The 20,342-nt window shown below is 69.2% G+C and carries 19 protein-coding genes; 9 read left to right on the top strand and 10 right to left on the bottom strand.

Features of this window, described 5'->3' with window-relative positions; translation table 11 throughout:
- The first annotated feature begins 40 nt into the window (after nucleotides 1-40).
- From G3576_RS10185 to G3576_RS10215, 7 genes are all read left to right on the top strand, one after another.
- Nucleotides 41-1,837, top strand: coding sequence for a peptide ABC transporter substrate-binding protein (locus G3576_RS10185; protein WP_164694275.1), 1,797 nt, complete (start codon nucleotides 41-43; stop codon nucleotides 1,835-1,837).
- 55 nt (nucleotides 1,838-1,892) lie between these two features.
- Nucleotides 1,893-3,095, top strand: a complete 1,203-nt coding sequence (locus G3576_RS10190; RefSeq protein WP_164694276.1) for a M20 aminoacylase family protein — start codon at nucleotides 1,893-1,895, stop codon at nucleotides 3,093-3,095.
- A gap of 140 nt (nucleotides 3,096-3,235) precedes the next feature.
- Nucleotides 3,236-5,032 (top strand): peptide ABC transporter substrate-binding protein, encoded by a 1,797-nt coding sequence (locus G3576_RS10195; RefSeq protein ID WP_164694277.1) that lies wholly within the window; start codon nucleotides 3,236-3,238, stop codon nucleotides 5,030-5,032.
- Nucleotides 5,033-5,041: 9 nt separating this feature from the next.
- A complete protein-coding gene (locus tag G3576_RS32540) occupies nucleotides 5,042-6,001 on the top strand; it encodes an ABC transporter permease (protein WP_164694278.1) in 960 nt (319 codons plus the stop codon).
- Nucleotides 5,967-6,896, top strand: coding sequence for an ABC transporter permease (locus G3576_RS10205; protein WP_164694279.1), 930 nt, complete (start codon nucleotides 5,967-5,969; stop codon nucleotides 6,894-6,896). Before G3576_RS32540 ends, G3576_RS10205 begins: the two co-directional genes overlap by 35 nt.
- Complete coding sequence (locus G3576_RS10210) at nucleotides 6,893-7,864, top strand: ABC transporter ATP-binding protein (protein WP_164694280.1); 972 nt, start codon at nucleotides 6,893-6,895, stop codon at nucleotides 7,862-7,864. The genes G3576_RS10205 and G3576_RS10210 overlap by 4 nt, the downstream gene beginning before the upstream one ends.
- Nucleotides 7,865-7,874: 10 nt before the next feature.
- Nucleotides 7,875-8,849: an ABC transporter ATP-binding protein gene (locus G3576_RS10215; RefSeq protein WP_164694281.1), complete on the top strand. Its 975-nt coding sequence runs from the start codon at nucleotides 7,875-7,877 to the stop codon at nucleotides 8,847-8,849.
- Nucleotides 8,850-8,852: 3 nt separating this feature from the next.
- Here the strand turns inward: G3576_RS10215 and G3576_RS10220 are convergent, their stop codons facing one another.
- Together G3576_RS10220 and G3576_RS10225 are read right to left on the bottom strand one after the other, a co-directional pair.
- Nucleotides 8,853-9,569 (bottom strand): response regulator transcription factor, encoded by a 717-nt coding sequence (locus G3576_RS10220; RefSeq protein ID WP_164694282.1) that lies wholly within the window; start codon nucleotides 9,567-9,569, stop codon nucleotides 8,853-8,855.
- Between the two features lie 97 nt (nucleotides 9,570-9,666).
- Nucleotides 9,667-10,332: an HD-GYP domain-containing protein gene (locus G3576_RS10225; protein ID WP_164694283.1), complete on the bottom strand. Its 666-nt coding sequence runs from the start codon at nucleotides 10,330-10,332 to the stop codon at nucleotides 9,667-9,669.
- Nucleotides 10,333-10,552: 220 nt separating this feature from the next.
- Between G3576_RS10225 and G3576_RS10230 the strand changes: the two genes are divergently transcribed.
- Nucleotides 10,553-11,620, top strand: coding sequence for a glycosyl hydrolase family 8 (locus G3576_RS10230; protein WP_164694284.1), 1,068 nt, complete (start codon nucleotides 10,553-10,555; stop codon nucleotides 11,618-11,620).
- Nucleotides 11,621-11,724: 104 nt separating this feature from the next.
- Complete coding sequence (locus G3576_RS10235) at nucleotides 11,725-12,438, top strand: MlaA family lipoprotein (RefSeq protein WP_164694285.1); 714 nt, start codon at nucleotides 11,725-11,727, stop codon at nucleotides 12,436-12,438.
- A 3-nt stretch (nucleotides 12,439-12,441) separates the two neighbouring features.
- On the opposite strand, the gene G3576_RS10240 is transcribed toward G3576_RS10235, so the two are convergent.
- From G3576_RS10240 to G3576_RS10275, 8 genes are all read right to left on the bottom strand, one after another.
- On the bottom strand, nucleotides 12,442-13,569 hold the full coding sequence (locus tag G3576_RS10240) for a cobalamin-independent methionine synthase II family protein (protein ID WP_164694286.1): 1,128 nt from the start codon (nucleotides 13,567-13,569) through the stop codon (nucleotides 12,442-12,444).
- A complete protein-coding gene (locus G3576_RS10245; protein WP_164694287.1) occupies nucleotides 13,569-14,567 on the bottom strand; it encodes a cupin domain-containing protein in 999 nt (332 codons plus the stop codon). The genes G3576_RS10240 and G3576_RS10245 overlap by 1 nt, the downstream gene beginning before the upstream one ends.
- Nucleotides 14,564-15,634, bottom strand: coding sequence for an ABC transporter ATP-binding protein (locus G3576_RS10250; protein WP_164694288.1), 1,071 nt, complete (start codon nucleotides 15,632-15,634; stop codon nucleotides 14,564-14,566). Before G3576_RS10250 ends, G3576_RS10245 begins: the two co-directional genes overlap by 4 nt.
- A gap of 7 nt (nucleotides 15,635-15,641) precedes the next feature.
- Nucleotides 15,642-16,481 carry a carbohydrate ABC transporter permease gene (locus G3576_RS10255; protein ID WP_164694289.1) on the bottom strand — a complete coding sequence of 280 codons (840 nt, stop codon included), beginning with the start codon at nucleotides 16,479-16,481 and terminating at the stop codon, nucleotides 15,642-15,644.
- 2 nt (nucleotides 16,482-16,483) lie between these two features.
- Nucleotides 16,484-17,365, bottom strand: coding sequence for a carbohydrate ABC transporter permease (locus G3576_RS10260; RefSeq protein ID WP_164694290.1), 882 nt, complete (start codon nucleotides 17,363-17,365; stop codon nucleotides 16,484-16,486).
- A gap of 5 nt (nucleotides 17,366-17,370) precedes the next feature.
- Nucleotides 17,371-18,687, bottom strand: coding sequence for an ABC transporter substrate-binding protein (locus G3576_RS10265; protein ID WP_164694291.1), 1,317 nt, complete (start codon nucleotides 18,685-18,687; stop codon nucleotides 17,371-17,373).
- 90 nt (nucleotides 18,688-18,777) lie between these two features.
- Nucleotides 18,778-19,845 carry a LacI family DNA-binding transcriptional regulator gene (locus tag G3576_RS10270; protein ID WP_164694292.1) on the bottom strand — a complete coding sequence of 356 codons (1,068 nt, stop codon included), beginning with the start codon at nucleotides 19,843-19,845 and terminating at the stop codon, nucleotides 18,778-18,780.
- Nucleotides 19,846-19,940: 95 nt separating this feature from the next.
- The gene (locus G3576_RS10275) at nucleotides 19,941-20,339 is read right to left on the bottom strand and encodes a Zn-ribbon domain-containing OB-fold protein (RefSeq protein WP_164694293.1); all 399 of its coding nucleotides are present in this window, start codon (nucleotides 20,337-20,339) and stop codon (nucleotides 19,941-19,943) included.
- Nucleotides 20,340-20,342 lie beyond the last annotated feature (3 nt).

Consider the following 20,342-nt stretch of genomic DNA (forward strand, 5'->3'; position numbering starts at 1 on the left):
GGCGGGTTGACACCGGCCGCCCGGCGCGAAGACTGGGTGCATGCATGAAGACCGGTTGCGCCACCTCCTCGACCTGATTCGCGGGGGCGTGCTGTCGCGCCGCGATGCCCTCCGGCGCCTTGCGGGCCTCGGCCTGACCGCGCCGATGGCGACGCAGGTGATGGCGCTGGCGGGCGTGTCGCCCGCGGCGGCGCAGGCCCCCGGTGCCGAGCCCGTCCGGCGTGGCGGCGGCGGCCCGCTCCGGCTGCTCTACTGGCAGGCGCCGACCCTGCTGAACCCGCATTTCGCGACCGGCGCCACCAACCAGGATGCGTCGCGCATCTTCTACGAACCGCTGGCGGGCTGGGCGGCGGATGGCACGCTGCTGCCGGTGCTGGCGGCGGAGATCCCCTCCATCGAGAATGGCGGGCTGGCGCCGGATGGCCGGTCCGTGACCTGGAAGATCAAGCCCGGCGTGCGCTGGCATGACGGCGTGGCCCTGACGGCGGATGACCTGGTCTTCAACTGGGACTACGCCCGCAACCCCGCCACGGCGGCCGTGACGGCCGGCAGCTATCGCGACGTGACGGTGGTGAAGGTCGATGACCTGACGGTGCGGGTCGAGTTCCGCCAGCCCACGCCCTTCTGGGCGGAGACCTTCGTCGGATCGCGCGGCCTGATCGTCCCGAAGCATCTGTTCGAGCGCTACGTGGGCGCGGCATCGCGCGATGCGCCGGCGAACCTCCGGCCCGTCGGCACGGGGGCCTATCGCTTCGTCTCCTTCGCGCCGGGCGATGTGCTGCATGCGAGCCTGAACCCCGACTACCACCTGCCCACCCGCCCCTTCTTCGACACGCTGGAGGTGAAGGGCGGCGGCGATGCGACGAGTGCCGCGCGCGCCGTGCTGCAGACCGCCGACTACGACTTCGCCTGGAACCTGGCGGTGGAGGACGACATCCTGAAGCGCCTGGAAGCCGCCGGGCGGGGACGCGTCGTCTTCATCGAGGGTGGCGACATCGAACTGCTGCACCTGAACCCGACCGACCCCAACCGGGAGGTGGAGGGGGAGCGGTCGCACGCCTCCACCACCCATCCCGCCCTGTCCGATCCGGCGGTGCGCCAGGCGATCGGCCTGCTGGTGGATCGCGACGCGCTGGAACAGTTCATCTATGGCCGCGGCGGCCCCGCCACCGGCAATGTGCTCAACAACCCGCCCCGCTTCCGCCCGCCCCAGCCTTCCCGCGCCTTCAGCGTGGAGCGCGCGAATGAGGTGCTGGAGGCGGCGGGCTGGCGCCGCGGCCCGGATGGCATCCGCGCGAAGGACGGCGTGCGGCTGCGCTTCGTGCTGCAGACCTCCGTCAACGCGCCGCGCCAGCGCACCCAGGCGCTGATCAAGGCGGCCGCGCTGCGGGCGGGCATCGATGTGGAGGTGAAGGCCGTGGCGGCCACGGTCTTCTTCTCCTCCGACGTCGCCAATCCCGATACCTACACGAAGTTCTACGCCGACCTGCAGATGTTCACGACGGTGATGACGCAGGCGGACCCGCAGCGCTTCATGAACCAGTTCGTGTCCTGGGAAATGGCAAGCCGCGCCAATCGCTGGCAGGGCCGCAATATCTATCGCTGGCGCTCGCCCGAGTATGACCGGCTGTTCCGGGAGGCGGAGGGGGAGCTGGACCCGATCCGCCGTGCCGACCTGTTCCTGCGCATGAACGCGTTGGTCCTGGCCGATGGCTACGTCATCCCGCTGGTCGGGCGGCCGCGCGTCAACGCGCATGCGAACGCGCTGCGCCCCGTGCTGAGCGCCTGGGACAACACCCTCTGGCTGCTGAGCCATTGGGGTCGCGAAGGGGGCTAGGAAGCCGGGCGGCGAGGGGCCTAGGCTTCCCACCTTGGCAGGCAGGAGCCCCCGCATGACCGCCGCTTCCGTGATCGAGGCCGTGCAGGCCTGGCAGCCCGAACTCGCCGCCATCCGCCGCGACATCCACGCCCATCCCGAACTTGGCATGGAGGAGCATCGGACCTCCGCCCTGGTGGCGCGCTACCTGGAGCGGCTGGGGATCGAGGTCGCGACGGGGATCGGCAAGCTCGGCGTGGTGGCGACCATCAAGGGCACGCTGCCGGGCCAGCGGGTGATCGGGCTGCGGGCGGATATGGACGCGCTGGCGATCGAGGAGCAGACGGGCAAGCCCTGGGCCTCCACCACGCCGGGGCTGATGCATGCCTGCGGGCATGACGGCCACACGACGATGCTGCTGGGGGCGGCGAAGTATCTCGCGGCGAACCGGGATTTTGCCGGCACCGTCCACCTGATCTTCCAGCCCGCCGAGGAAGGGCGTGGCGGCGCCAAGGCGATGCTGGAGGACGGGCTGTTCGACCGCTTCCCCTGCGATGCCATCTACGGCCTGCACAACAAGCCGACGATCCCGGCCGGGCGCTTCGCCATCCGCAAGGGCCCCGCGCTGGCGGCGGCGGACAGCTTCACGGTGGTGTTCCACGGCACCGGCGGCCATGGCGGTTCGGCGCCGCACCTGGCGACCGATGTAACGGTGGTGCAGGCGCATTTCGTGCTCGCGCTGCAGACCATCATCGGCCGCAACGTGCCGGCGGTGGAGAGCGCCGTGCTCAGCGTCGGCGCGATTGCAGGCGGGTCGCTCAAGGCGTCGAACGTCATGCCGGCGATGCTGACGGTGACGGGCACGTCGCGCAGCTACACGCCCGTGGTGCGGGACCTGCTGGAGCGGCGGATCGGCGAGTTGGCGCATGGTCTGGCGGCGATGCATGGCTGCACGGCGGAGGTCGGCTACCGCCGCGGCGTGCCGCCGACCGTCAACCACCCGGAGCAGACGGAGGTCGCCATGGCGGCGGCGGCCGATCTGGTGGGGGAGGCGCTGCTCGACCGGAACATGACGCCCGTCATGGGCGCCGAGGATTTCGGCCTGATGCTGGAGAAGCGGCCGGGCGCCTTCATGTTCCTCGGCGGCGGCACGGGGCCGGATGGCGTCTCCCCCAATGTCCACACGCCGCTCTTCGACTTCAACGACGACATCATCCCGATGGGCGTCGCCTACTGGGCCAGCATCGTGGCGCAGGAACTGGGCGGGCAGCGGCGCTGAAAAAGGGCGATCGGGGCCTTGCCGAAAATGGCTGGCGGCGCCGCCACAATCCTGTAGCGTGATGGACGACAGGGGTAGCGGCTGGACGGTCCGGACAACGGGCTGCCAGGCCGGATGAGGCAGTATTCGGGAGAGTTGGGATGACGGAAGACGAACTCCGCTCGCTGATCGGCCGTGTGAAGCGCGGCACGCTGTCGCGACGAGGATTCGTGAAGCGCGTGGCGGCCGTGGGCCTGACGGCGCCGATGGCGACGCAGCTCCTGGCCGTGACGGGCGCGGCGCCGGCGGCCGCGCAATCCATGCCGGCCTATCGCCCGACGCGGCGCGGCGGCGGCGGGCCACTGAAGATCCTCTACTGGCAGGCGGCGACGCTGCTCAATCCGCACTTCGCCAATGGCAGCACCAACCAGGAAGCGGCACGCATCTTCTACGAGCCGCTGGCCGGCTGGGCCGCCGATGGCACGCTGGTGCCGATCCTGGCGGCCGAGATCCCGAGCCGGGAGGCCGGTACCCTGGCGGCGGACGGCAAATCCGTGACCTGGAAGCTGAAGCAGGGCGTGACCTGGCATGACGGCACGCCCTTCACGGCGGACGACGTCGTCTTCAACTGGGAATACGCCCGCAATCCCGCCAATGCGACGGTGACGTCCGGCAGCTACAAGGACATCAATGTCGTCAAGGTGGACGCCCATACCGTCCGCGTGGAGTTCCAGAAGCCGACGCCCTTCTGGGCTGATGCCTTCGTCGCCACGCGCGGCATGCTGATCCCGAAGCATCTCTTCCAGAACTTCGCTGGTGCCAATTCACGCGATGCGCCGACCAATCTGCGCCCCGTCGGCACCGGCCCCTACCGCTTCGTCAGCTTCGCGCCGGGCGATTTGCTGCGCGGCGAGCTGAACCCGAACTACCACCGGGAGAACCGGCCCTACTTCGACACGATCGAGATCAAGGGCGGCGGCGATGCCGTCTCCGCCGCGCGCGCCGTGCTGCAGACCGCGGATTTCGACTTCGCGTGGAATCTGCAGGTGGAGGAGGAGGTGCTGGCGCGGCTCGAGGCCTCGGGCCGCGGCAAGGTCAATGTCGTGGACAGCGGCAATATCGAGTTCATCCAGCTCAACGTCACCGACCCGAACACGGAAGTGGATGGCGAACGGTCGTCGATCCGCACGACGCATCCGGCCTTCTCCGACCCCGCGGTGCGCCAGGCCATGAACTTCCTCTGCGACAAGAATTCGCTGCAGCAGTTCATCTATGGCCGCGCCGGCAAGGCGACGCCCAACTTCCTCAACAACCCGCCGCGCTACCGGTCGGAGGCGATGCGCTCCGAATTCAGCATCCAGAAGGCGAATGAGGTGCTGGATGCCGCGGGCTGGGTGCGGGGCCGCGACGGCATCCGCGCCAAGGGCAATGTCCGGCTGCGCTTCGTCTACCAGACCTCCGTCAACGCGCCGCGGCAGCGGACCCAGGCGCTGATCAAGCAGGCGGCGCAGCGCGCGGGCATCGACCTGGAGCTGAAGTCCGTCGTCGCCACGGTCTTCTTCTCCTCCGACGTCGCGAACCCGGATACCTATCCGAAGTTCTACGCCGACATGCAGATGTACACGACGACGATGACGGAGGCCGATCCGCAGACCTTCATGAACCAATACGTGTCATGGGAGGTCAGCCAGAAGTCCAACAACTGGCAGGGCCGCAACGTGCTGCGCTTCCGGAACGAGGAATATGACCGCGTCTTCCGCGAGGCGGATGGGGAGATGGATCCGGTCAAGCGCACCGCGCAGCTGATCCGGCTGAACGACATCGTCTGCGGCAGCCACCACATCATCCCGCTGCTCAGCCGGCCCAACGTCTCCGGCCAGATCAACGCGATGCGCACCAACCTCAGCGGCTGGGACAACTACCACTGGATGATCGCGGATTGGTACAAGGAAGCCTGAGCTTCCCCTGTGGCCAACTACCTTCTCCGCCGCCTGCTGATCGCGATCCCGAGCCTGCTCGGGATCAGCGTCATCCTCTTCGTGGTGCTGGCGCTGGCGCCGGGCGATCCCTTCGGGGAGCTGACGACGAACCCGGCGATCCCGCCCGAGGTGCGCGCGAATCTCCGCGCCAGCCTCGGGCTGGATGACCCGATCCACCTTCGCTACATCAGCTGGCTGACGGCCATGATGAAGGGCGACTGGGGCTATTCCTTCGTCAGCCGCATCCCCGTGGACCAGCTGATCCTGCAGCGCCTGCCGACGACGCTCGCCGTCATCGGCATTTCTCAAATTGTGGCCCTGGCCATTGCGCTGCCGGTGGGCGTTTACGCCGCAACCAGGCCCTATTCGATCTTCGACCAGGTCGCGAATACGCTGGCCTTCGTGGGTTTCTCCCTGCCGACCTTCTTCACGGGCCTGGTCTTCATCCTGATCTTTTCCATCACGCTGGACTGGCTGCCCTTCGTCTATCGCACCGGCATCGATGCCAGCGGCTGGCGGTGGTGGTGGGAGCAGTTCCGGCAATCGATCATGCCGATCATGGTGCTGGGCCTGTTCCAGGGGGCGACCTGGACGCGCTTCGTGCGCTCCGCCGTGCTGGACGTGATCCGGCTGGACTACGTCACCACCGCGCGGTCCAAGGGACTGACGGAGGGCACCGTCACCATGAAGCATGTGGTGCGCAACGCGATGATCCCCGTGGTCACGCTGGTGGCGCTGCAGATGCCGGCGGTATTCGGCGGCGCCATCGTGACGGAGCAGATCTTCCGCGTGCCGGGCATCGGCAGCCTGCTGATCACCTCCATCCTCGCCAACGACACGCCGGTGATCATGGCGGTGACCTTCGTCTTCGCCGCCCTCGTCATCTTCTTCAACCTGCTCGCGGACATCCTGTATGGCTGGCTCGATCCCCGCATCAGCTACAGCTAGCGTCCCCGCAAGCCGCCCCCGGGTCGGTCCGTGGCAGGAGGTCTGGCGCCGCTACCGCAAGCACAGGCTTGCGGTGGTCAGCGGCGTCATCCTGCTGACGCTGATCCTGGGCGTGCTGCTGGGCCCGCTGGTCTGGACGCTGCCGATCGACGAGATCGACTTCTCCGCGCGGTTGCAGGGCCCGTCCTGGGAGCATCCGCTGGGCACGGACGATCTCGGCCAGGACCTGCTGGCGCGCATCCTCTATGGCGGGCGCATCTCGCTGGCCGTGGGCTTCGCGGCGATGCTGGTGGCGGTGGTCGTCGGCGTCGTCGTGGGCGCCCTGGCGGGCATGTCCGGCCCGCGGGGCGATGCGGCGCTGATGTGGGTGACGGACCTGTTCCTGGCCCTGCCGCAGCTGCCGTTGCTGCTGCTGATCATCTACCTCTTCCGCGACAGCCTGAAGGAGGTGGTGGGGCCGGAGGTCGGGGTCTTCATCCTGATCGTCGCCGTCATCGGCGGCTTCCGCTGGATGCCCGTGGCCCGCCTGGTGCGCGCGCAGTTCCTCTCGTTGCGGGAGAAGGAATTCGTGGAGGCGGCGCGGGCCCTGGGCGCATCCCGCACCCGCCTGGTGGTGCGCCACATCCTGCCGAATGCGCTGGGGCCCGTGATCGTCGCCGCCACCATCGACGTGGCCGCGGCGATCCTGGCGGAATCGACGCTGTCCTTCCTCGGCCTCGGCTTCCCGCCGGATATTCCGACCTGGGGACGACTGCTCTTCGACGCCAAGGATCACCTGGATTTCTCGCCGCACTGGGCGCTGTTCCCGGGGCTCGCCATCTTCCTGACCGTCCTCAGCATCAACTATGTCGGCGACGGGCTGCGCGATGCGCTGGACCCGAGGCGCGTGCAGTGACGGAACGCCTGCTCGAGATCACCGGCCTCAAGGTCCACTTCAAGACCGATGATGGCTGGGTGCGCGCCGTCGATGGCGTCGATATCGGCATCGCGACCGGGGAGACGCTCTGCGTCGTGGGGGAGAGCGGCTGCGGCAAGACCGTCACCGCCAAGACCATTCTCAAGCTGATCGACATGCCGCCTGGCAAGATCGTGGCGGGGCGCATCGGCTGGCGGGGCCGGGATATCGTGCCGCTCAGCCCGGCTGAGATGCGCGACATCCGCGCGAAGGAGATCGGCTTCATCTTCCAGGAGCCGATGACCTCTTTGAACCCCGTCTATACGGTCGGGGAGCAGATCGCGGAGTCGGTCCGCACGCATGAGGGCCTGTCGCGCAAGGCGGCGATGGACCGGGCGACGGAGATGCTGCGGCTGGTGAACATCCCGAGCCCGCAGCGGCGCGTGCATGACTATCCACACCAGTTCTCCGGCGGCATGCGCCAGCGCGTGATGATCGCCATGGCGCTGGCCTGCAACCCCAGGCTCATCATCGCGGATGAGCCGACGACGGCGCTCGACGTCACCATCCAGGCGCAGATCCTGGATCTGCTGAACGACATGAAGGAACAGCTCGGCACCGCCGTGCTGCTCATCACCCATGCCATGGGAGTGGTGGCGGAGACGGCGCAGCGCGTCGTTGTCATGTATGCCGGCAAGGTGGTGGAGGAGGCGCCGGTCGGCGAGCTCTTCGCCAATCCGCGCCATCCCTATACCCAGGGCCTCATCCGCTCCATCCCGCGCATCGATCGCGCGGCGACGGAGCATGTGCGCCTGGAAGCCATTCCCGGCACGGTGCCGAGCCTGCTGAACCCGCCCCTCGGCTGCCGCTTCGCCGCGCGCTGCCGCTACGCGACCGAGGCCTGCGTCGCCGCCGAGCCCCCGCTGCGGGAGGTGGCACCGGGGCACAAGGTGGCCTGCATCCTGTGAGGCGCGCGCGATGACCGAACCGCTGCTGTCCGTCCGCAACCTTCAGAAGCGCTTCGACGTCCGGGGCGGGCTGCTGCGGCGGACGATCGGCCAGGTGCATGCCGTCTCCGGCGTGTCCTTCGACCTCGCGCCCGGGGAGACGCTGGGCCTGGTCGGTGAATCCGGCTGCGGGAAATCCACCACCGGCCGCCTGATCCTGCGCCTCATCGAGCCCAGCGATGGCGAGGTCTGGTTCCAGGGGCGCAACGTCACCGCGCTGGATCACAACCAGCTCGGCACGCTGCGGCGCGACCTGCAGATCATCTTCCAGGACCCCTTCGCCAGCCTGAACCCCCGCATGACCGTCGGCGCCATCATCGCGGAGGCGCTGATCATCCATGGCCTGGCGAAGACGCGGCAGGAGCGCGAGGAGCGTGTGGTCGAGCTGCTGGAGACGGTCGGGCTGAACGCCGACCACATGCGGCGCTTCCCGCATGAATTCTCCGGCGGCCAGCGCCAGCGCATCGGGATCGCCCGCGCGCTCGCGGTTTCCCCCAAGCTCGTCGTCTGCGACGAACCCGTCAGCGCGCTCGATGTCTCGATCCAGGCGCAGGTGGTGAACCTGCTGGAGGACCTGCAGGAGAAGTTCGGCCTCACCTACCTCTTCATCGCGCATGACCTGTCGGTGGTGGAGCACATCAGCGACCGGGTGGCGGTGATGTATCTCGGCCGCGTCGTCGAGATCGCCTCCTCCCGCGACCTCTACGACACGCCGCTGCACCCCTATACGGAGGCGCTGCTCTCGGCCGTGCCGATCCCGGATCCCACGGTGAAGCGCACGCGCATCCGCCTGCAGGGGGATGTGCCAAACCCGATCAACCCGCCCAGCGGATGCCACTTCCACACGCGCTGCCCGATCGCGAAACCCGACCCCTGTTCGACGGTGGTGCCGGAACTGCGCCAGGCGCGCGACGGCCATTGGGTGGCCTGCCACCTCCGGGGGTAGCGGCTACCAGGCCAGGCGGTAGCCCCGCCCGCGCACCGCGGCGACGGTGACCTGGCCACGGGACGACTCCCGCAGCTTCTGCCGCAGCATGGAGGCCAGCTGGTCCACGCCCCGCTGGTCCGGCAACAGGCGCCGGCCGAGCGCGCGTTCGGAGATGCTGGCCCGATCGGCCAGGTTCTCCGGCGCTTCCAGCAGCAGGTGCAGCATGGAGGCCTCGCCGCCTGTCAGCCGGATCTCCCGCCCATCCGGGGCGACGATCCGCTGGCGCGTGGGTTCCAGCCGCAGGCCGACAATGTCCCAGGCACCGGGAGGCGGCGGCACGGCAGCGGGACGGGCCAGCGCGGCGACCGTGTCGAGCCTCCGGCTCAGGGCGCGGACGCGGGCCACCATTTCCCGCAGAGAGAAGGGCTTGGTCAGGTAGTCGTCGGCGCCCACCTCAAGCCCCACGATACGGTCGACTTCCGCGGAACGGCCACTGACCACGATGATGCCGATATCCGGTCGCCGCGCCGCTTCCTGCACGAAAGCGATGCCGTTACCGTCGGGAAGGCCGAGATCGACCACCACAATCCGTGGATTGGCGGCGGCCAGGGTCGCTCGGCCGGCCGCGAGCGTCTCGGCCATCTCCAAGCGCCAGCCATCCGAGGTGAGCGCCTCATGCATGGCGGCAGCCGTGTCGGGGTCATCCTCCAGCAGGAGAAGGGGGCGCTGTAGCGGCACGGGCTGCTCGACCTCCGTTGAAGCGGCCGGATCGATACAACCATACCGGGAAAAATTAACCATGTCGACACGGGAGAATTGGTGCCGGGGCGTAACCTCAGGCGCCGAGGAGTGCGTCCAGCCCGCCATGCCGCCGTGACGCCGCGGCGATCAGGATGGCGGTGGCCTCCGGGTCGAAATGCAGGCCGGCGCAGGTTTCCAGTTCCAGCAGCGCGGCATCGCGGGGCAGCGGCTTCCGGTAGGGACGGCCCGGCTCCACCATGGCGACCAGCGCGTCCGCCACTGCGACGGCCCGGGCCAGCGGAGGCTGGGCGGTGGCCGGAAGGCCGCCGGGGTAGCCGCCGCCGCGCCAGCGTTCGTGGTGGCCGCGGGCGACATCAATGATGACCGGCGGCAGGCCGGCCTCGGCCAGGATGGCGGCGCCCGCCTCCGGATGGGCGCGGATCAGGTCCAGCGAGACCTTGTCCAGCCCTCGCTCCGAATCCAGTGTGGCCGGGGGAACCCGAAGCTTGCCGATATCGTGCAGCAACCCGGCGATCATCGCGGTGGCGACATCGCCGACATAGGCAGGGCCCTCCAGCGCCATGGCGTGGAGGGCCTGGGCGACCCGCACGGAGTGGCCGACGCTCGCGGGGTGGTGGTCACGCAGGCGGCCCAGCAACGCCATGACCGCGTCGCGCTGCGGGTATTCGTCGAGCACGGCGGCGAGGTGAGATGTCTTGCCGGGCAGCGTTGACTCGGCACGGTGCGCTGAAGGTTCCATACCGTTGGAATGCTAGCATGCCGGCTCCACGCCACACCCCCGCGGCACAGCCCGCCTACAAAACCGAACAAAACCTGCGTCGAACCGGCGCGGAAGCGGAGCGTAACCATGGCGGTACGACAGGGGCCGCGAGGGGGACAATGCTGGCGTGGCGTGACGGGTACAGTCATTGGATGCCGGCAAGGGGATATCCCTGATGATCGGCCGGCGGTGCCTGCTGATGTCTGCGCCTGCGATCCTGGCCGGCCATGCCGCCACGGCCCAGCCGATCCAGCCTGGGGGCCTGGCGGAGGCGGCGGATTGGGAGAATTTCCGCCGACGCTTCATCACGCATGATGGCCGCGTCGTGGACAATGGCAATGCTGGCGCCACCCATTCGGAAGGGCAGGGGGCGGCCATGCTCTTCGCCGTCCGCTTCGATGATCGCGCGACCTTCGACCGGCTGCTCCGCTTCAGCCGCCAGGCGCTGCGGCGCCCGGATGATTCGCTGCTGGCCTGGCGCTATCAGCCCGGCGCGGCGGTGCCGGTGGCGGACCTCAACAACGCCACGGATGGCGATCTGCTGGCGGGCTGGGCGCTGGCGGAGGCGGCAGGACGCTGGTCCTCCGGCGAGTATCGGCGGCTGGCCGCGCAGGTGGCGCGGGATGTGCTGAAGCGCCTGGTGCTGCCGCATGCCGATGGGCCGGTGCTGCTGCCGGGGGCGGAGGGCTTCCTCAAGCCCGACCATGTCCTGGTGAACCCGGGCTACGCCATGCCCAACGCGTTCCGCGCCCTGGCGGCGCTGGTGCCCAGCCCGACCTGGGCCGGGCTGGAGGCGATGGGCCGGCAGGTCGCGGATCGTGCCCGCTTCGGTCGCTGGCGCCTGCCGGCAGATTGGGTCGCGCTGTCCCGCGGCGATGGCCGCCCGGTGCTGGCGCCAGGTCCCGCGCCGCGCTTTTCCTATGACGGGGTGAGGGTGCCGCTGCACCTCATCTGGTCCGGCAGCGTCGCGGCCCCCGCGCTCCTCGCGCTGGCGGAGTTCTGGGCGGAGCCCGAGCACGCGGCGGCGCCGGCCTGGGTCGATCTCCGCAGCAACCTGATCGCTCCCTATCGGGGCGATGTCGGCATCCAGGCCGTGGCGCAGCTCACTGTCGCGACGGTCATGGGGCGGCTGTCGGCGCTGCCGCGGGTGGAGGAGGCGACGCTCTACTATCCTGCCTCGCTCGCGATGCAGTGTCGCCTCGCCTGGCAGGATATCGGGCCCCGCATCGCGACAGTTCCGGCCGTCGAGGGCTTCCGTCCCGGCTGACGCGTGCGGGCCTGCCGGCGATATCCGCGCCCGTGCTACACGGGCGATGCAACCCGGGCAGTGCTGTATCGTTGCCGTTCCGCGCGTTGCAGCGGGAGCGATTGATGCGGCGACAGGCGGTATCCGGCGTGGTGTTGGGCCTTGCCATGACAGTCGGCTCGGCCATGCCTGCCGCGGCGAATGGCGGTGATCCGCTGGAGCGGGTGAACCGCTACACCCATGGCTTCAACACCCTCCTGCGCGTCCATGTCCTGACGCCCGCGGCCCGCCTCTATGTCGAGCAGGTGCCGGCGGAAGTCAGGCAGGGCATCGGCCAGGCGCTTGCCAATCTGGGGGAGCCGGTGACGGCGATCGCCGGCCTGGCGGGCGGTGAGTTCGCCGTCGCCGGAAACGCGCTGCAGCGCTTCGGCATCAACACGGTGCTGGGCTATGGTGGCGTCCGGGACGTGGCGCGGGAGCGTGGCCTGCCGCCGCGGCCCTACGGCCTGGCGGATGCCGCCTGCGGCTGGGGCGTGCCGAGCGGACCCTATCTGGTGCTGCCGGTGCTCGGCCCTTCGACACTCCGTGACGCCGCGGCGACCTTCGCCACCGGCCTCGCCCTGTCGCAGGCGGTGGGGCCGGAGGTCGTGCTGGGCTGGCAGACGGGATCGTCCTTCCACGGCTATGCGGAGATGCATCGGTCATTGGACAGCGCCGATGCGCAGGCGATCGACCCCTATGCCATGCAGCGCAGCGCGCATCTCCAGCGCCGCGCCCTTGCCTGCCCCGGTGACGGGGCGCTGCAGGTCGCGGCGGGGATGATCGAGGAGGAGGAGTAGCCGCTACAGGCGGCTGCTCGCGATCCGCGCGCCTTCGACGAGGGAGCCGAGCTTCGCCCAGGCGATGTCGCCATGCACCGCGCCATAGCCCGCGAAGGTGCCGAAGCCGCAATCCGTGCCGGCGATGACGCGGTCGGGCCCGACGAGGCGCGCGAAGGTCTCGATGCGCTGCGCCACCAGCTCCGGGTGCTCCACGAAGTTGGTGGTGCTGTCGAGGCAGCCCGGGATCAGCACCCAGTCCGGCGGCAGCCTGGTGTCGCGCCACACCGTCCATTCATGCGCGTGGCGCGGGTTCGAAGCTTCGAAGAGAAGCCCGCCGATCTTCAGCTTCAGCAGTTCCGGCAGCACGCGCGCCAGCGCGATGTCGCGGGTGTGCGGGCCTTCGTAGTTGCCCCAGCAGATATGCAGGCGGACGCGCTTCGCATCGATGTTGCGCAGCGCGTGGTTGATGATCTCGACATGGCGCGCGGCGCGGCGGAGGAAATCCTCCTCGCTCATCTCGGGATAGAGCATGTGGCGGCCGAGGCCGAGGTCGGGGGCATCGATCTGCACGGTGAGGCCGGCGGCGACGATGCCCTCGTATTCGTGGCGCATCCCCTCCGCCAGGTCTTCCATGTAGCTGTCGATGTCGGGATGGATGTCGGAGGGCTGGAACAGCGCGATGACGCCGGGCGAGGCGCTGTTCATGAAGCCGTCGCGGTAGCCGGCCTTGTGCATCGCCGCCTTCATGACCGTCAGGTCGCGCGCCAGCGGCGCCATGTCCTTCACCGTGATCGGCGCCGTGCAGCGTGGCCGGCGGTAGGTCGGCGTGCCGCCGGCCTTGGACAGCTTCTCCATGAAGGACGGAAAGTCCTGGAGATCGGCGGGGGCGCGGCGCGGGCTGTCGCCGGAAAAGCCGGTCAGCCGGTCCTTGATGTAGGTGGCGTAGGAGATCTTGGAGGTCTCGCCATCCGAGGGCAGGTCGATGCCGATCGCGGCCTGCTTCGCGAGCACCGCATTCGTCGCCTCCTCCATCGCCTGGTCATAGGCGGCGGGGTCGAAGGGCTGTTCGCGTTCGCGGGCGAACAGCAAATCGGCGACGATCTGGCTGCGGGGGAGCGACCCCACATGCGTCGTCAGGATGAGGGCCATCAGACGAACTCCGGCGCTGCCGGCGAATCCCCGCCGCGGACGACATAGGCGGCGACGCCGTTGGAGGAGCTGGCGCGGAAGGCGCGGGGCATGCCCTTCGGCGTGGTGAAGGTGTCGCCCGGGCCCATGATAATCTCGCCCTCCGGCGTGGTCACCTGGAGGACGCCGCGATGGACGAAGATCACCTCCTCCTCCTGCCGCGTGTGGGACGGCACGGCGGCGCCGGATTCGAGGCGCAGCGCGCGCAAGTTGAAGCCATGCGGCCACCAGCCGATGATCGGGCCGGGCTCGAAGCCATCGCCCGTCGTCGCGGGGCCGATGATCGGCAGTTCCTCCACGCCGGCGCGCGCGAGGGGGGAGTTCGGGTTGGCGTGGAGGTCGGCCGCCTTGACGACGCAGCCGCGCAGCCGGTCGGCGGGCGGCGTCGCGAGCTGTGCGATCTGTTCCGGCCCGGGGGGCTGCTGCAGCACGGCGTTGGGGGGCACGCTTTCGCCGATGGTCGTATCCACGAGGCGCCCGCCTTCCAGCAGCACCAGGCCGTATTGCTGCGCCAGTTCGAAGACGCGCGGTGCCCAGGTGACCTTGCCGGGATTGTCGCGGCCGAGCACGGCGAAGAGGAAGCCGCTCTCCTCCCCGATATTCTCGAAGCCGCGATACATGTGGGTGGGGATGGAGATGGTGTCGCCTTCCTCCATCACCGCCTCGCCCTCATCCGCGTTGACGCCGAAGATCATGCGCCAGCGGCCCTTGTGGACGATGAAGACCTCCGCCGTCTCATGGCTGTGCTGGCTGTTGAGGCAGCGGGGCGGCTGGCGGGCGCCGCCGATGTTGAAGCCGTGCGGTTCCGGGATGTGGACGTGCTGGTTCGGATTCTCGCTGACGCCAGGCCCGATGAGCGTGAAGTTCTCCTTCTGGTCGGAACCGGGGGTGCGGCTGTCCACGAAGGCGTTGCGGCAGGGGATGAGGTCCGCGTAGCGGATCAGGCGATGCTGGATCATCGGGGGGCTTCCGGATTGAGGCGCCTGGTGGTGGCGGCGTCGAAGAGGTGAAGGCGCGTGGCATCGAGGCGGAGCGCGACGGTGCTGCCGATCTCCGCCCGCCAGGCGCGATCGGCCTTGGCGATCAGCCGTGCCTCGCCGGCCATGACGGTGACGAGGACGGCATCCCCGGTGAGTTCCACGGCATAGATGCTGGCATCGAGGTCGCCACCGCCGGCGGGTGCCACCGTTACATCCTCAGGCCGCACGCCGAGCACGGCAGGGCCGGCATGGTGGCCGACCCGCGTCGTGAAGCGGAAGCCGCCGGGGGCGGTGAAGACGCCGTCGCCGTGGTGACCGGTGACGAGATTCATCGGCGGCGATCCGATGAAGCCCGCCACGAAGAGATCCGCGGGGCGGTCATAGATGACCTCCGGCGTGTCGAGCTGCCGGATCTCGCCCTGGTTCATGACGGCGACGCGGTGCGCCAGCGTCATCGCCTCGATCTGGTCATGGGTGACGTAGACGGTGGTGACGCCGAGCTCGTGCTGGAGGTGCTTGATCTCCGCCCGTGTGGAGACGCGCAGCTTGGCGTCGAGGTTCGACAGCGGCTCATCCATCAGGAAGACGGTCGGACGGCGCACGATGGCGCGGGCCAGAGCCACGCGCTGGCGCTGGCCGCCCGACAATTCCCTCGGCTTGCGGTGCAGCAGGTCGCCGAGCTCGACCTTGGCGGCGGCGGCCTTGATCTGCGCGTCGCGCTCCGCGCCCTTGATGCCGCGCAGCTTCAGCGGATAGCCGATGTTGTCGCCGACGGTCATGTGCGGATACAGGCCGTAGGACTGGAACACCATGGCGATGTCACGGTCGCGCGGCGGCAAATCGTTCACGCGCTGGCCGCCGATCAGGATGTCGCCGCTGGTCGGCTCCTCCAGCCCCGCGATCATGCGCATCGTCGTCGTCTTCCCGCAGCCCGAGGGGCCGAGCAGGACCATGAACTCCCCATCGCGAATGGCGAGCGACTGGTCCCGCACCGCGACGAAGCCGCCCCAGCGCTTGGTGACGTTGAGAAGGGCTACATCCGCCACATCGGCCTCACTTGACGGCGCCGCCCGTCATGCCGCGGACGAAGTGCCGCTGGATGACGGAAGACAGGAAGAACATGGGTATCGAGATCAGGATGCCGGCGGCCGCGATCAGCTCCCACAGGTCGCCGCGCTCCGTCCGGAATCGCGTGATGCCGACCGGCAGCGTCACGGCATCGTCGCGCGTCAGGATCAGGGCGAAGAGGAACTCGTTCCAGGTCAGGATAAAGCAGAACACCGCGGTGACGACGACGCCGGGCCAGACCATGGGCACGACGATGTCGATGATGACGCGCAGCCTCGTCGCGCCATCCACCATCGCCGCTTCCTCGGACTCCGTGGGCACGGCATCGAGGAAGCCCTTCAGCATCCAGACCGCGAAGGGCGTGACGATGGCGAGGTTGACGACGACCAGCGCGAGATGCGTGTCGAGCAGCCCGAGGTCGCGGAACAGCAGGTAGAAGGGCAGCACCACGACGACGGCCGGGATGAACTGCGTCGCCAAGATGGTGAAGAACAGCGCGCCCTTGAAGGGCATCTCGAACCGGCTGAAGGCATAGGCGGCGAGGGTCGAAGCCGGGATGGAGACCAGCACCGTCAGCCCCGCCACCACCAGGCTGTTCAGGAAGGTCTGCCCGATGTTCCAGGGATGCGCGAAGATCGTGCGGAAATTGTCGAGCGTCGGGGTGAAGAAGACCGTGAGGTCGAAGAGGTCCACCGGCCGCTTGAAGGCCGTCAGCGCCATCCAGAGGATCGGGAACAGGATCAGGAACAGCACCAGTAGCAGCAGCGCGGATTCCACGCCGCGCCACAGCATCCGGCGGCGCCGCGCCTGAGCGTTGCGGTCCATGCTCAGTGCCCCCCCGGCTTGCGGAGGATGAGCTTCATGTACCAGACCGCGAGGAAGACCAGCAGCGCGGTCAGGATCCAGGCCACCGCACTCGCATAGCCCATGTCGTACCAGCGGAAGGCGATGGAGAAGACGAGATGCGCGAGCGTCACCGTCGATTGCCCCGGACCGCCGCCCGTGAGCGTGACCACCTGGTCGAACATCTTCAGCGCGAAGACGGTCTTGAGGATGGCGACCACGGCCAGCACCGGCAGCAGCGCGGGGATGGTGACGTCCCGCAGCACCTGCCACTCCGTCGCGCCATCGATGCGGGCGGCTTCCTCCGGCTCCTTCGGCAGGGCCGCCAGGCCACCCAGCACGACCAGCGTCATGTAGGGCACCCAGCGCCAGGCGTCGGAGAACATCAGCACCAGCAGCGCGGCGACGGGATCGGCCAGCCAGACAAAGCCCTTCAGCCAGGGGATGATCGCACCCGCCATCCAGGTGAAGACGCCCATCTCCGCGTTGAACATGAAGCGGAAGGAGATGCCGACGAGGGCCGGCGACACCGCGAAGGGCAGGATCAGCACGGCGCGCGTGACGCTGTGCAGCACGCCCGCGCGCCGCAGCAGCAGCGCGAGGCCGAGCGCGGAGACGACCGTGACCGCGACATCGACCAGCGTGAAGATCGCCGTCACCTTCGCCGCATTGGCGAAGTCCGGATCATCGGTGAGTGCGATCAGGTAGTGCTCGACGCCGATGAAGGGGCCCGGCGTCAGCGACCGCGTCAGCCGCCAGTCCCGGAAGCTGGTGACCAGGGAGACGCCGAGCGGCCAGATCGTCGTCCCCATCACGAGCAGGGCCGCCGGCAGGATCAGCACGTATTTCAGCCAGCGGTCCCGCATGCGTGTCAGCCGCGGCGGACGATGCGCCGCACCTGCGCCGCGGCGGCGTTGAAGGCATCCGGCACGGTGCGGCTGCCCGACGCTGCCTCGCTCATCGCCGTCTCCAGCGCTTCGGCGATCTGCGGCCATTCGGGGCCGAAGGTGATGCTCTCCGTCCTCGCCAGGCCTTCCGCGGCGAAGCGGTGCATGCCGCCGAAGCGGGCATTCACCTGATCGTCCACCAGGTTCGGCTGCATCACCGCGACCACGTCGCTCTCGCGAGGGTCGAGCAGCACCTCCTTCTCCAGCGCCGGGTTGGCGATCCAGGTGAGAAGCTCCGCCGCCGCTTCCTTGCGCCGCGACCGGCGGCTGATGCCCCAGACCCAGGTATTGGTGAAGGTGGTGCGCGGGCGGCCGGCGTAGCTCGGCATGGGCGCGAAGCCGAGCTGCGCCTCGGTCAGCCGACTCGATTGCGGGTTCACCAGCGTGGAGCGCACCCACCACCAGACCGGCAGCATGGCCGCATTGCCTTGGCCCATGAAGTTCACGGAATCCTGCTCCGCGAAGGAGAGGCTGCCGGCGGGCGCGATGCGGTGGCGGCGCAGCAGGTCCACGTAGTCCTGCACGGATTGCAGGCCGGCGGCGCTGTTGAAGGCGGGCTGGCCCTGCGCGTCGAACAACTGCGCGCCGCGGCCCCAGAGGAAGTTGTACCAGACCATCAGATTCTGGCCGTTGCCGCGGCCATAGGGCACGGAGACGCCGCTGATGCCCGGCTCCTTCTCCTGGATCGCGCGGCCGGTCTCGACCAGCGCCTCCCAGGTCGCGGGCGGCGTCAAATTGTGCTTCTCGAAGAGGTCCTTCCGATAGAAGAGCAACTGCACATGGCCGCGGCTCGGCAGGCCCAGCAGGCGGTTGTTCACCCGGCCCTGGCGGAGATGCGCCTCCGGCCAGCGATCCAGCGGGATGCCCTTGGTGCGGACGATGTCGTCGATGGGGTCAAAGAGGTTGTTCAGCGATGCCACCCACTGGTCCATCGCGATGGCCAGGTCGTAGTCGCCGCCGCCGCCGACCATCTCCGCCGTCAGCGCTTCGCGCATGCTGGCGAAGGGCACGAAGGTGTATTTCGCGGTGATGCCGGTCTGCTCGGTGAAGGCGGCCAGCCGCGCCTCATGCGCGCGGAACTGGCTGGCCACCACGCAGAGCACCTTCAGCTCCGTCCCCGCGAAGGGCTTGCCGGGGCGCAGCCCGGGTGTGGCAGTCACGGAAGCCTGTGCCTTGCCGGCGAGGGCCAGTGCGGCGCCGCCCGTGGCGGCGGCCAGGATCTCACGACGATGCAGCGCCATGGCGCGTTGTCCTCCCTGGCCGCGGCTTGGGCCGGGCCTTGCATGCGTATGCAAGGCTAGCGACAGGCCGGCCATCCTGGCAAGCCTCGGTCAGCCGCTTTCGTGGCCGCGCCAGATCCGCTGGCCATCCCGGTCCAGCCAGCCGCTTTCCGGCAGGCGCGTGCTGGCGCGCATCACCAGCTCCCCCGGGACCACGGCCTGGCGCGTCGGCGCTGCGGGGTTCTCGATCATCTCGCAGACCAGGGCGACGGCGGCATCCACCATGGGCTGAAGGGGCTGGGAGAAGGAGGTGAGGGCATAGCTGCGCCACTTCGCGGGCGCCGTGTCGTCGAAGCCGACCAGCGCCAGGTCTTCCGGAATGCGCAGCCCGAATTCGTGCCGCGCGACCTCCGCCACCGCGATCGCCATGTGGTCATTGGCGCAGAAGATGGCGTCGGGGCGATCGGCCCGGGCGAGCAGGTTGCGCGCCGCGGCGGAAGCGGCCTCGAAGCTGTAGGAACCGACGGCGCGTGCGGGCAAGTCGAAGCCGTGCCGCGCCAGCCCCTCGGTGAAGCCGCGTTCGCGTTCCTGGCTGGTGGATGAATTCTCGATGCCGGCCACGAAGCCGAAGCGCCGATGCCCGCCCGCCACCAGCAGGTCGGCAATGCGCTGGCCGCCCCGGTGATTCTCCCCGGTCACGGAGGAGACATGCGCGGTGCTGGTGGTGCGGTTGAACAGCAGGACCGGGATGCCGGCCTGGCGGCACTGTTCCGCCAGGGCGGAGGAGAGGGTGGTGGAGGCCAGGATCAGCCCATCCACCTGCCAGGCCATCACCTCCTCCAGCAGCGGGTCGGCGTGGCGGCCATGTTCGGGCATCAGCAGCAGCAGCTGGTAGCCGCGGGCGCGCAGCCCGCGCGACATCGCCTCCAGCACCTCCGGATAGAACTGGTTCTGCAGGTAGGCAGCGGCCATGCCGATGATCCGGCTGCGCCTGGTGGTCAGGGACCGAGCGATGGCGTTCGGGCGATAGCCCAGCGCGCGGGCCGCTTCCTCCACCTTGCGGCGCGTCTCCTCCGCGATGGAGGCGCCGGGCGTGAAGGCACGGCTGACCGCGGATTGGGAGACGCCGGCGCGGCGCGCGACATCGGTGGAGGTGGCGGGGCGCCGGCCCTCATTCATGGGGCGGCTGATCGCGACAGGCAGCGCGACGGCATGCGGGTTCCATCCGGGGGCAATCCCACACTGCCCGCGGGATGGGTCCGGTGGCAAGCCGCTCAGGCGGGCGCGAAGCCCGGCAGGGTGAAGCCCTCCGCTCCCTCGATGCCGCGCAGCGTGACCGCCTGGCCGAGCCGCGGGGTATCGCCCAGGAACCGGCCCATGGCGCGGACGCCTTCCTCCAGGTCCACCACCACCAGCGTGTAGGGAAGCTCCGCCTTGAAGGCGGGGTGGAAGGGGTGGTGGGCGACCGTCCAGCTATGCACCGCGCCGCGGCCGCTGCAGTCCTTCCAGGTGACCTCGGCACTGTGGCAGGCATCGCAGAGGTAGCGGGGGTAGTGGCGCAGCTTCCCGCAGGCCCCGCATTGCTGCACCCGCAGCACGCCCGCCTTGAGCCCATCCCAATAGGGCTGCGTGAGCGGGGAGGGGTGCGGCGCCGGCTTCGTCGTCTCGGACATGCT

Source organism: Falsiroseomonas algicola, from assembly GCF_011040385.1.
GTDB lineage: Bacteria > Pseudomonadota > Alphaproteobacteria > Acetobacterales > Acetobacteraceae > Falsiroseomonas > Falsiroseomonas algicola.